The following is a 12,099-nucleotide window of genomic DNA, read 5'->3' on the forward strand; positions in this document are numbered from 1 at the left end:
GAAACGGGCCTGATAACAGGCCCGTTTTTTTATAGTCCCAGCGCGGCGCGATGTAGCTTAATGACGACCTTCTTAATCTCGCCCGGCTCCCCCACCGTACACCCCGGCTTGTGCGGCTCGTCAGGCATAAACACCGCAAACATCCCAGGACGCAGCAGCAGGCTGTGCGGATTGTCGATCTCGCCGCACAACTGGTAGTCCTCCTCCTCGTGCCACGTCTCGCACTGCCGCCCGCTCCCGACCACGCCATACAGAATGCGCTCCTCACCGGCGAGCAGGATCTGGATATCCACGTAAGCGCGGTGCTGCTCGGCTTTCTTCTCGTCGGGCAACTGAGTGGTCAGGTGCATGACGTTCATAAACAGCCTGTCGCCCTCCAGCTCATAGCGGCCCGGCGCACATGCCTGCGGCTGCGCATCAAGCGCGATGCCGATGGCGCGCACCAGTTCAGGATGACAGCCCGCCAGAGAGGGGGAATCGATGTGTCCGAGGATCATGGCAGTGCCTCCTGTGCAATCAGCGCCGCGCCCAGCAGCCCGGCATCATGTCGGTAGTGCGCCGGGAGAAGCGCCGGGCGATACACCACCGGCTCGTCGGCCAGAAACGCCTCAACCTGCGTCAGATACCCCTCCGCCAGCCCGATGCTGCCGCCGAGCACTACGCGCTGGCAGTCGGTGAGCGCTTTGATATCCGCAATCAGCCGGGCCACGGTGCGGGCGGAATCCGCTATCCGTTGCCAGGCCTGCGGGTGGCCCTGAAGGGCATGGGCGAAAATGGCCCGCGCGTCGCATCCGGCCAGATCCCCCTGCGCCGCGGCGGCAATGGCCCTGCCCGACGCTATCGCCTCCACGCAGCCGATACGCCCGCACCCGCAGCGCGGGCCGTTCGGGTCGGCGAGCGTATGCCCGGCATGCCCCGCCAGACCGCTGTCGCCGGTCAGCAGCCTGCCGCCGCTGATCGCTCCCCCGCCGACGCCGGTGGAAATGGTCAGGAACACCATGTCGCTCCGATCCGGCGCGCGGGCGTGGTACTCCGCCCATGCCGCGGCCTGCGCATCGTTGATGGCCAGCGTGGGCAGACCGGTTATCCGCTCCAGGGTTTGCACCAGCGGAAAGTGCAGCAGCCCCCCGAGATTGGCGGGGTTGATCGCCTGGAGCGTTCCTTTGGCAATCAGCCCGGTGGCGGCGATGGCGACGCGCCGGGCACGTGAAACCAGCGGCGCGGTCAGCTGCTCCAGCGCCGCAGCGAGCGCGTCGGGCGTCCGACTGGCCGGCGTGGGAAGCTCCCGCCGCTCCCGGAGCGTTAACGTCTCATCGATCAGGGCCGCCGCCAGCTTGGTGCCGCCCAGATCTATCGCCAGTGTGGTCATTGCCTCTCCTCCCGCAGCGCATCCTGATACCACTGGCAGATGTGCTCCAGCCGGGTGATGGCGGAGCCGACGGTTACCGCCCAGGCGCCGTGTGCGATCGCCGCGGCGGCCAGCTCCGGCGTGTTGTAGCGCCCCTCGGCAATCACCCGGCATCCGGCCTGGTGCAAGGCGCTTACCAGCGCGAGATCCGGCGCTTTCGGCGTGTCAGGCGTCAGGTAGCCCGACAGCGTGGTGCCGATTAGCTCCGCCCCGAGCCGGTGGCACTCAAGCCCATCCTCCAGCGTGGCGCAGTCCGCCATCGCCAGCAAACCGTGCTGGTGAATGCGCGCCAGCAGCGCCTCCACCGACACCGGCCGAACGCGGTCGGTGCCGTCAAACGCAATAATGCTGGCCCCGGCCTGCGCCAGGGCATCCACATCCTCCAGCCAGGGAGTAATGCGCACCGGCGTCTCGGGCAGGTCGCGCTTGATGATGCCGATAATCGGGATACTCACCCGCGCGCGGGTCGCCCGCAGATTCTCAATGCCTTCAATGCGCAGCGCCATCGCCCCGGCCTGCTCGGCGGCCAGCGCCATCGCGGCCACAAACGCGGGGGTATCCAGCGGGCTACCCGGCACCGGCTGGCAGGACACAATCAGGCCGCCGCTGGTGGTAATGCCCGCCTCCAGTTGTTCAATCAGTGTCATCGTCTTTACCCTTTGTTTTTTATGATTTCGCCGCTGGCACAGCCGCGCCCGATGGCACCGCTGAACGGTTTACCGTCAATCGCATCGTGGGTGCGTAACGCATCGGGCCGCAGCCAGCGCTGAACCCGGGACGGCATATCCAGGCCGATAAGCAGGATCACCACGAAGGTCAGGCTGAACGACAGCGACCCCAGCGCGGTGCCTAAATCCAGACGCTGCGCGATAACGGCACCGATGACCGGGGCCAGCGCGCCACCCAGCGCGCCGACGTTATAGGTGAATCCCAGGCCCGCCGCGCGCTGATCGGTATCGAAGTAGCCGCCAATCAGTTTAGGTAAAATCCCGGAGATCCCCTGCCCCAGCATCTGCTGGAAAAACAGCAGCAGGCCGAGTACCCAGACGCTGGTGCCGCCGATGGCGAATACCGGAACGATCAGCAGCTGGGACGCCAGCAGACTCCAGACATAGGCCTTGCGTGTCCCCAGCCAGTCACCGAGGAAACCGCCAACGCAGCAGCCTACCGCGGCACCGAAGCCGCTGAAAAACAGCACGGTTGCGACGGTTGACGGCGTGTAAGCCAGCTCGGTTTTAAGGTAGGTCGGGAGCAGCGCCTGAATCGGCCAGGAGTAGAGGAAAGCGAACAGCACGACGATCATCAGCATCACGCCGGTGGGCCAGCGCCCGCCGCTGCTCTGCACCATAAAGCTGATAAAGATCCCGGCGCTCAGCAGGCCAAGCGCGGCCACCAGCGCGGCGTTTTGCAACTCCCCGGCAAAACAGAACCACAGCGCGGTCGCTGCCGCGACGGTCATCAGCATATTGATAAGGCGATGTTTGCCGCGATAGAGGATATCCACCATGGTACGCACCGGCGCTTTGCCAGCGTGCCGCTCCTTCCAGTCATGCGCTTCCGGAATGTTTTTACGCAGCCACAGCGCAAACACAATCGGCACGATGCCGATGAAAAACAGCGCGCGCCAGCCCCAGACCGGGACGACCAGGCTGTAGACCTGAGCGGCGATCACCGCCCCTACCGAAAAGCCGGATATCAGGAAACCGCTGGCTTTGTTGCGCAGGTGCTTCGGCCAGCTTTCAATGACATAGGTGGCGCTGGAGCCATATTCGCCCGCCATCCCCATGCCAATCACCAGTCGGGCGATAAACATGGTGGTGTAGCCCGGCGCCAGCCCGCAGGCCAGCGTGCCTACAGAGAAGAGAATAATACTGCTGACCATGGCCAGACGGCGGCCGTAGCGGTCACCCATCGCGCCGAGCATCAGCCCGCCGAACCAGCGCGATATAAACGCCGCCGAGATAAGGCTCGCGGCCTCGACCGTGGTCAGGCCGAACTCACCCTGAATTTCGGTGAGCACCAGGGCAATCAATACAAAATCAAAACCATCAAGCAAATATCCCACCCAGGCGGCGCTGAATGCACGCCACTGCGCCCGGTTGAGATGACGGTACCACGGGATATTCTGGACTGACGTACTCATCGGTATCTCCCGCGATGGGCGGTGCCCATAGCTGTTTTGTAGGGTCGGGTAAGCGGTGCCGGAGAGCCCGGCACCGGTTTTTTAGCGCTGTTCTTGTTGGAGCTGTTGCGCTAATGCTTTCAGTTCAGGCAGATATTTTTCATCAACCGGGGCAAAGGGTTTGCGGCACAGCGGCACGGCCACCACATCCATGTAATGCAGCACGGTTTTCAGGCCGCGGAAAACCCCGACCTTGATCAGCAGATCGATAACCCGGTTGCATTCGCTTTGCAGAGCCTGCGCGCGGGCGATGTCTCCCGCCTTCAACGCGCTGACAATGCCCTGATAGCGCCAGCCCATGATGTTGTAAGTGCTGCCGATACCGCCATCGGCGCCCGCCAGCAGGCCGGAAGCAAAGATCTCGTCATAGCCGTTATAAAGCACCAGATCCGGATGCGCGCGGCGGATCTGCTCCATCTGAAAGAGATCGCCGGAGGTCTGTTTCAGCGCGGCCACGCCGGGCAGCGTCACCAGGGTGTTGATCTGATCGAGCGTAAGCTTTACGCCGCTCAGCGCCGGGATGTTGTAGACCACCATCGGCAGGCCATCCGCGGAATCAATAATCGCCCGGTAGTGATCGCAGTGCTCCTCGAAGCTGAACGGGTAATAAAACGGCGTGACGGCGGAGACGGCATCATAGCCATAACGGCTGGCGGCTTCGGCAAGCTGTTGGCTCTCGTGGGTGCTGACGGTTCCGACATGGGCGATCAGCGTGAGTTTCCCCTTCGCTTCTTCGGCGACGATCTCCAGCACCTCCTCGCGCTCGGCGCCGCTTTGCACAAATGCCTCCCCGGTCGAGCCTCCCACGTACAGCCCATCCATCCCCTGCTGAATGTTAAAACGCACCAGCCGGCGCAGGCTCTCTTTGTCCAGTTTCTGTTGATTATCAAACGGTGTCAGTAGTGCGGGCATCACCCCACGTAGCGTTGTGTTCATCTTTACCTCGTTGCGAAACGTTCACGTTCATCTGTATACCTTTATACCTGTTATACCAGACTAAAGAAGCAGCAATAGGGGCGCATGTCGCTTATGTGCGATCGATCCCAATAAACGATCGTTTTACGAGGAAAGGGTTACGGCTGTTTACTGCTGGCACGCAGGGCATGCCAGGTCGCAAATACGCTGGTGAGGTGGGTCTGCAGGGCGCGATCGGCCTCGTCAGGATCGCGGCGGCGGATCGCATCAACAATGGCGATATGCTGCTGATAGCTGAGGTTATTGTGCTCGTGCAGTTCGCGATCCGCCACTTTGGGACGTGCGGCGATAAGCCAGTCGAGCAGCGCACCGTGAATGGTCAGGAAGATAGGGTTACCCGGGATGCCGGCCAGCACGCGGTGGAAATCAACGTCGGAGCGAATAAACAGCGCGTTGTCGTCCAGCGAGCGCTGGTTAATCTCCAGCGCCTTTTCCAGCTGTTTCACCTGCTCGTCGGTGGCGTGCTCCGCGGCGTAGCGCACCAGGCTTGATTCAAAAAACAGGCGCAGCTGTTCAAAATGCGCAATCCCACCAGGATGAGCGAGGAAATCCTTCGCCATGCCGGAGAGCTCACCGATGATGGTGTCCGCGGAGGGGCGGGAGATCCGCGCGCGTTCACCGTTATTGATTTGCACCAGCCCTTTGCGCTTGAGCGCGGCCAACGCTTCACGTACCGAGGGGCGCCCCACGTTAAAGAATGCCATCAGTTCGCGTTCGGAGGGCAGCTGCTGCTCCCCTTCGCCAAACTCGCCCCGACGGATCATCTGCTCCAGCTCTTCCTCGACCATTTCCGAGAGCTTTTTGCGCGCCAACGGACGACGCGACAACGTGCGACCGAGGGTGTCAGGGGTTTTGTCACTGTTTTCTTCGCCGGGAGTACGCATAAACGCCGTGTTCTGTGAAGTGGTAAGAAATAAACAATCATCATGATAACACAGGAAAATCGGGGGTGCGAAAAGCAACCGCCGGGTTACGTTGGCCGGTGGAGGGCTGGCCACAGCAGGCAGCGTGCAGACCAGCAGGAAAGAGAATCTCCGCTCGGACAACGCCGCAATAAATATACAAAATAAAAATATAAGCTCTTATTTCATAAATAAACCACATCATTCAAAACGCAGAAAATATAGAGATTTTGGCCACCTTCACTTTATTAAAAAAAACGCATACACTTGCCGACCTTTAAAGGGAGTAGCAGTTTACTCATTATTATATGGGACGTAATTATGAATAAATCGAAAGCATTCAGGAAAAATACTATCACCCGATTAATCGCGCATGCTTTTCCCATGGCGCTTTTATTTTCGCCACTGATGGTCAATGCGACCACCACGGTCGATAAAGATACCAATAGCACTTATGCTCTGATGGGTGATACTGAATACATCATCAACCCGGGCGTTACCATGACAGGGAAAGAGGGTAAAGCCGGCATCATCGCCTTAGGGGACGATATTGAGTCGATCGTAAACAATGGAACCGTTAAAGGCAACTCAGCCTCGGCTCTTGAGATAAATATCACCGATCAAACATCCTCTATGGTGACCCTGGAGAATAAAGGAAATATAAGTAGCAACACGACGGGTATTGAAGTCATCAATGATAAAAATCTTACTATCATAAATACAGGAACCATTTCAGGCGGAACCAGTGCTATTTCTTTTACAGGTAATGGGTCTAATGCCCTCATCCTGAAAGAGGGTTCTAATTTAGAAGGTGACGTAACTTCTGCGACTTCCACCAACAATACCATTACGCTCAATGAATCTGGAACTGAAGAAGCCAATTTTATTGGTGTTACTAAAGGTCAGGACGGCTTTAAATCCCTGACGATGGATGGCGACAAGTGGACCCTGACCGGCAACGTTGACCTGATCGGTAGCGCTGCGGACAGCCTGTATGTCAAAACAGGCGCGTTAACCCTGGGCGGCGACGTCACCAATAAAGGCGGCAGCCTTATCGACAGCGGTGCCTCTCTGCAGCTCGGAACCGGCAGCGGTAAAAATGCCTCGCTGGAAGGTAATATCGAGAACAACGGCACGCTGATTGTTAACCAGGCAGCGGATTATAGCTGGAACAACGATATCTCCGGTACCGGCCGTCTGATCAAGCAGGATGCCAACACCCTGACGCTGGGCGGTAACAACACCTATACCGGCGACAGCGAGCTGAAAGCGGGTACCACGCTGGTGGCACAGGGCGCGACCCTCGGTGCCACGGGTAACACGGCTACCCTGACCGTGGATAGCGGCGCCACCTTCGCCTCGGCGGGTACCGTTAACCAGAATCTGCTCATCGCCAGCGGCGGTACGCTTGCTGCCTGGAACGCCATTAGCGGTAATACGCTGAGCAGCACCGGCGCAGCCTCAACCGGTGACACCATTAACGGCAACGTCACCAACCAGGGCACGCTGCTGCTCGCCAGCGCCAGCAACACCGCAGGTAACAACTTCGTCATCGACGGCGACTACACCGGCGCACAGGGCAGTACCATCGTCATGAATACCGTCGCCGGCGACGACAGCTCGCTGACCGACCATCTGGCTATCACCGGGAATAGCGCAGGCACCTCTTCCGTGGCCGTGGCAAACGTCGGCGGTATGGGGGCGCAAACCCTCAACGGCATCGAAGTGATTGGCGTAGGCGGCAGCTCCGACGCGGTGTTCACACTGGACAAACCGGTGGTTGCGGGTGCCTGGGAGTACAACCTGAACCAGCACACCGACGGCAACTGGTACCTGGAGTCAGCGGCGAAACAGCCCGATCCTGACAACGGCGGTAACACTCCGGAAATCTATCGTCCGGAAGTGGGTATCTACATGGCGAACTACGTTGCCGCCCAGCAGATGTTCCAGCACAAGCGTGACGACCGTGACCAGGTGATGCTGCGCGACGAAGACGACCTGAACACCTGGATGTACGTCAAAGGCCAGTATACCGATGCCAGCATGGCCAATAACAACCTGGACTATGACATCTCATCAACCGTGATGCAGCTGGGTAGCGACGTGATGTCAACCTGGCTGTCCAACGGCACGTTGCATAGCGGGTTCATGCTGGGCGTCGGCCACAGCGATACCAGCGCCAACGCGGCTCACAACGACCGTTCTTCATCCGGTAACGTAGAGGGTTACAACGTCGGGCTCTATGCGACCTGGCAGCAGGATCAAACCAAACGTCTTGGTGGCTACATTGACACCTGGATTGCCTATCACTGGTTTGATAACCAGGTTATCGGCGACGATATGCCGGATGAGCACTACAGCAGCCAGGGGGTTGCCGGATCGGTGGAGGTGGGTCACGCCTGGCTGCTGCCTTCAGAGCAACCGCGGACCTTCAAAATTGAGCCGCAGATTCAGGCTATCTACAGCAATCTCGATCAGAACGATCACGTGGAAGCTAACGGCACCCGCATCACGACCTCAGAGTACGACTCTCTGACCACCCGTCTCGGTGTGCGCGTCGGCTATGTGGATCAGGTCAACGTTGAAGCATGGCAGCCGTATGTGGGTGCCCACTGGATCAGCGGCAACGGCCAGAGCGACATGAGCTTTAACGACGAGAAGCTTGATTCCGGCGTTGCCGATGAGCGTTATCAGGCGGAAACCGGCATCACCGGTAATCTGAACCCGACCACCACCATCTCGCTGCGCGCGGTGGGTGAATGGGGTGAAAACGACTGGTCGTCTTACTCAGGCCACGTACTGCTGAACCACCGCTGGTAGCCAGCGGTCATGCGGGCGGTTACGGCTGCCCGCAGGGTGTACAGGCACAAAAAAGCCGGCGGGATCTCCCTGCCGGCTTTTATTTTGCTGCGTTATTTTACCACGCGCAGTGCGGGGCGACCGCCGCGCGGTGGCGGATCGTCGTCCGGAGAGTCGTCGTCATCCTGATGATCCGGTTTGTCACCGTCGATCACTGACATTACCGTTTCCGGTTCAGCCTCAGGCGCATCGTCATCGTTCAGACTTGCCATATCACCATCGTAAGCCGTTTCCGGCTCAAACATGGTGCCGGCACCGTTTTCACGCGCATAAATTGCCAGCACGGCCGCCATCGGAACGGAAACCTGACGCGGCACGCCGCCAAAGCGGGCATTGAAGCGCACTTCGTCGTTTGCCAGCTCAAGGTTACCCACCGCGCGCGGCGCGATGTTCAGCACAATCTGCCCGTCGCGCGCGTATTCCATCGGCACCTGAACGTCATCCAGCGTGACATCGACCACCAGATGTGGCGTCAGCTGGTTGTCGAGCAGCCATTCATAGAAGGCGCGCAGCAGATAAGGGCGGCGTGGAGATAGCTGAGACATATCCACGAGCGTTAGCCCCGCAAACGCATTTCGCGCTCGGCTTCGGTCAGAGAGGCCAGGAACGAGTCACGCTCAAATACGCGCGTCATGTACCCTTTCAGCTCTTTAGAACCGGCGCCGCTGAACTCAATGCCCATCTGCGGCAGACGCCACAGCAGCGGTGCCAGGTAGCAGTCTACCAGGCTGAATTCATCGCTCAGGAAATAAGGTTTCTGACCGAAAACCGGGGCAATAGCCTGCAGCTCTTCACGCAGCTGCTTACGCGCCGTTTCCGCTTCCTGTGCAGAACCGTTAACGACGATGTTCATCAGCGAATACCAGTCTTTTTCAATACGGTGCATGTACAGGCGGCTTTCACCACGCGCAACCGGGTAAACCGGCATCAGCGGTGGGTGCGGGAAACGCTCATCAAGGTATTCCATGATGATGCGGGATTCCCACAGCGTCAGCTCGCGATCAACCAGCGTCGGGACGCTGTGATTCGGGTTGAGGTCAATCAGATCCTGCGGCAGGTTATCCGTTTCCACATGCTCGATTTCGAAGCTGACACCCTTCTCGGCCAGGACAATACGTACCTGATGGCTATAGATATCAGTAGGACCAGAAAACAGCGTCATTACCGAACGTTTGTTGGCAGCGACAGCCATGAAAACCTCCAGGTATATTCAGAATAGTACTGCTGCCAGTCACACCTGTGACCAGTCAGATTTATCGACTTGCCTGTGGTGCCGCATCTTCTTTTGTTTATTTTTCAAACAAAAGACCAGCAGTTCGCAGCATTTGGGCAGAAAATTGGATGATAGTTTACCAGATTTTGCGCCCCTTGTGGTGAAGGGATTTCGAGATTTGGTAAAAAAGCGACGGAATTCAGAATGTTAGCGGTGCTAAAGCTTTTTTTAAGCAATAAAAAACCCGGTACGAGACCGGGTTTTTTCGCCATTCGATTCTGCGTAAGCAGAAAAGAATTAACGTTTGGAGAACTGCGGACGACGACGTGCTTTGCGCAGACCGACTTTCTTACGTTCAACCTGACGAGCGTCACGAGTGACGAAGCCAGCTTTACGCAGTTCAGCACGCAGAGACTCATCGTACTCCATCAGAGCGCGGGTGATACCGTGACGGATCGCACCTGCCTGACCAGAGATACCACCACCTTTAACAGTGATGTACAGATCCAGTTTCTCAACCATGTCGACCAGTTCCAGCGGCTGACGAACTACCATGCGGGCAGTTTCACGACCGAAGTACTGTTCCAGAGAACGCTGATTGATAACGATTTTTCCGTTGCCCGGTTTGATAAACACACGAGCGGCGGAACTTTTGCGGCGACCAGTGCCGTAGTATTGATTTTCAGCCATTGCCATAATCCCGATTAGATGTCCAGAACTTGCGGTTGCTGTGCCGCGTGGTTGTGCTCATTGCCCGCGTAAACTTTCAGTTTACGGTACATAGCACGACCCAGAGGGCCTTTCGGCAGCATGCCTTTAACCGCGATTTCAATCACACGCTCAGGACGGCGGGCAATCATCTCTTCAAAGGTCGCTTGTTTGATACCACCGATGTGGCCAGTGTGGTGATAGTACACTTTGTCAGTACGCTTGTTGCCGGTAACAGCAACTTTATCAGCGTTCAGAACGATGATGTAATCACCGGTATCAACGTGCGGAGTGTATTCCGCTTTATGCTTACCGCGCAGGCGACGAGCCAGTTCGGTAGCCAGACGGCCCAGAGTTTTACCGGTCGCGTCAACAACATACCAGTCGCGTTTTACGGTTTCTGGTTTAGCTGTAAAAGTTTTCATTAAAAGCTTACCCAAATAAATAGTTACACGTTGGTGAACACCCAAACGCTTAAATTCTGCTGAGGTTCACACGACATTGTCCAGTAAACCTACCCCCTCGGATATGTTTCACCGGCACACAAAAGTTTCGGGAAAAAAACTTTCTTGTAACGTGGGGTCGCAGGATTATAGAGAAGTCAGGGTCAAAGATCGACCCCTTTTTGTGATTCGCCGCAGGAAATCTGCCGTTCAGGGCAGGTGCGTTTTTTTCAGATACGCTTCGCTCTGCATCTCCTGCAGGCGCGACAGGCAGCGCTGGAACTCGAACTTCAGCTGCGCGCCCTGATAGACCTCGTACAGCGGCACCGCCGCGCTGACCACCAGCTTCACATGCCGCTCGTAGAACTCGTCCACCAGCGCGATAAACCGCCGCGCTTCGCTCTCCATCAGCCTGGTCATCACCGGTACATCAAACACCATCACCGTATCGAACTGCCGGGAGAGCGCAATATAGTCGTGCTGGCTGCGGGCATCCACGCACAGCGTAGTAAAGGAAACGGCGAGCGTCTGGCCTTCCACGCCCAGGGTCGCCAGCGGACGGTGGTTAATCTCAAGCGTCGGGGCGTCCTGACGCGGCGCCCCCGCCAGCGCCAGCCACAGCTTGTCCATTTGCCGCGCGGTATCGTCATTGAGCGGCGACAGCCAGAGGTGCGCCTGCGTTAAGGTGCGCAGCCGGTAGTCGATGCCAGCGTCGACGTTCATGATGTCGCAATGACGCTTAATGGCCTCAATCGCCGGCAGGAAGCGCGCGCGCTGCAGGCCATTGCGGTAAAGGTCATCCGGCGGGATGTTAGAGGTTGCCACCAGCGTGATGCCGCGGGAAAACAGCGCCTGCATCAGGCCGCCCAGCAGCATCGCATCGGTAATGTCGGAGACAAAAAATTCGTCAAAGCACAGCACATCGGTTTCGGCTTTAAAGCGATCGGCTACAATCTCCAGCGGGTCGCTCTGCCCCTGAAGCGCGCCGAGCTCATCATGCACGCGTAACATAAAGCGGTGAAAATGCAGGCGCTGCTTGCGGGTTCCCGGCAGGCTGTGAAAGAAGAGATCCATCAGCCAGGTTTTGCCCCGTCCAACGCCGCCCCACATATACAGCCCGCGTACCGGCGGTGTGGACGGTGACTCAGCGCGCCGCCCCAGCATGCGCCCCATCTTCGCCATCAGCCCCGTTGGCTCCGGTTGCGCCTGAGGTTGAGCCGTCAGCGCCTGATAAATAGTATCGAGCCGACTGACGGCATCGCGTTGTACGTCATCGGGTTGGTGCGTGCCCTCGTTCAGGGCTTCATGGTAGCGCGCTAGCGGTGACAAGCTTTGCATGGTGATTGGGTAATTCCTTGAATTATCGGGTTACCGCCAGCGGCGGCTGTCGAAAAAAAGGCCGTTCTACA

Annotated in this window: 12 protein-coding genes; 1 reads left to right on the top strand and 11 read right to left on the bottom strand. The window is 58.2% G+C overall.

Annotated features, from left to right (window positions below):
* Positions 1-29: 29 nt before the first annotated feature.
* The 6 genes from nanQ to nanR all read right to left on the bottom strand — a co-directional run bounded on the left by nanQ (position 30) and on the right by nanR (position 5,449).
* Complete coding sequence (nanQ, locus tag DW58_RS03965; protein ID WP_024549421.1) at positions 30-497, bottom strand: N-acetylneuraminate anomerase; 468 nt, start codon at positions 495-497, stop codon at positions 30-32.
* Entirely contained in the window at positions 494-1,369 is an 876-nt protein-coding gene (nanK, locus tag DW58_RS03970) for an N-acetylmannosamine kinase (RefSeq protein WP_024549422.1), read from the bottom strand. Before nanK ends, nanQ begins: the two co-directional genes overlap by 4 nt.
* Positions 1,366-2,055, bottom strand: coding sequence for an N-acetylmannosamine-6-phosphate 2-epimerase (locus DW58_RS03975; RefSeq protein WP_024549423.1), 690 nt, complete (start codon positions 2,053-2,055; stop codon positions 1,366-1,368). The genes nanK and DW58_RS03975 overlap by 4 nt, the downstream gene beginning before the upstream one ends.
* A gap of 5 nt (positions 2,056-2,060) precedes the next feature.
* Complete coding sequence (locus DW58_RS03980; protein WP_024549424.1) at positions 2,061-3,551, bottom strand: MFS transporter; 1,491 nt, start codon at positions 3,549-3,551, stop codon at positions 2,061-2,063.
* An 81-nt stretch (positions 3,552-3,632) separates the two neighbouring features.
* Positions 3,633-4,526 carry an N-acetylneuraminate lyase gene (gene nanA, locus DW58_RS03985; RefSeq protein WP_024549425.1) on the bottom strand — a complete coding sequence of 298 codons (894 nt, stop codon included), beginning with the start codon at positions 4,524-4,526 and terminating at the stop codon, positions 3,633-3,635.
* A gap of 137 nt (positions 4,527-4,663) precedes the next feature.
* The gene (nanR, locus tag DW58_RS03990; RefSeq protein WP_024549426.1) at positions 4,664-5,449 is read right to left on the bottom strand and encodes a transcriptional regulator NanR; all 786 of its coding nucleotides are present in this window, start codon (positions 5,447-5,449) and stop codon (positions 4,664-4,666) included.
* A 339-nt stretch (positions 5,450-5,788) separates the two neighbouring features.
* Between nanR and DW58_RS03995 the strand changes: the two genes are divergently transcribed.
* Complete coding sequence (locus DW58_RS03995) at positions 5,789-8,287, top strand: autotransporter family protein (protein ID WP_024549427.1); 2,499 nt, start codon at positions 5,789-5,791, stop codon at positions 8,285-8,287.
* 92 nt (positions 8,288-8,379) lie between these two features.
* Here DW58_RS03995 and sspB read toward each other — a convergent pair whose 3' ends face one another.
* The 5 genes from sspB to zapE all read right to left on the bottom strand — a co-directional run bounded on the left by sspB (position 8,380) and on the right by zapE (position 12,028).
* Positions 8,380-8,877 (bottom strand): ClpXP protease specificity-enhancing factor, encoded by a 498-nt coding sequence (gene sspB, locus DW58_RS04000; RefSeq protein ID WP_024551133.1) that lies wholly within the window; start codon positions 8,875-8,877, stop codon positions 8,380-8,382.
* 5 nt (positions 8,878-8,882) lie between these two features.
* Entirely contained in the window at positions 8,883-9,518 is a 636-nt protein-coding gene (gene sspA / locus DW58_RS04005) for a stringent starvation protein SspA (protein ID WP_024551132.1), read from the bottom strand.
* Positions 9,519-9,836: 318 nt separating this feature from the next.
* On the bottom strand, positions 9,837-10,229 hold the full coding sequence (rpsI, locus tag DW58_RS04010) for a 30S ribosomal protein S9 (RefSeq protein ID WP_023480836.1): 393 nt from the start codon (positions 10,227-10,229) through the stop codon (positions 9,837-9,839).
* A gap of 14 nt (positions 10,230-10,243) precedes the next feature.
* Positions 10,244-10,672, bottom strand: a complete 429-nt coding sequence (gene rplM / locus DW58_RS04015) for a 50S ribosomal protein L13 (RefSeq protein ID WP_024551131.1) — start codon at positions 10,670-10,672, stop codon at positions 10,244-10,246.
* 228 nt (positions 10,673-10,900) lie between these two features.
* Positions 10,901-12,028 carry a cell division protein ZapE gene (gene zapE / locus DW58_RS04020; protein WP_024551130.1) on the bottom strand — a complete coding sequence of 376 codons (1,128 nt, stop codon included), beginning with the start codon at positions 12,026-12,028 and terminating at the stop codon, positions 10,901-10,903.
* Between the last annotated feature and the right edge of the window lie 71 nt (positions 12,029-12,099).

Origin of the sequence: Siccibacter turicensis LMG 23730 (genome assembly GCF_000463155.2) — a bacterium.
GTDB classification, from domain to species: Bacteria; Pseudomonadota; Gammaproteobacteria; order Enterobacterales; family Enterobacteriaceae; genus Siccibacter; species Siccibacter turicensis.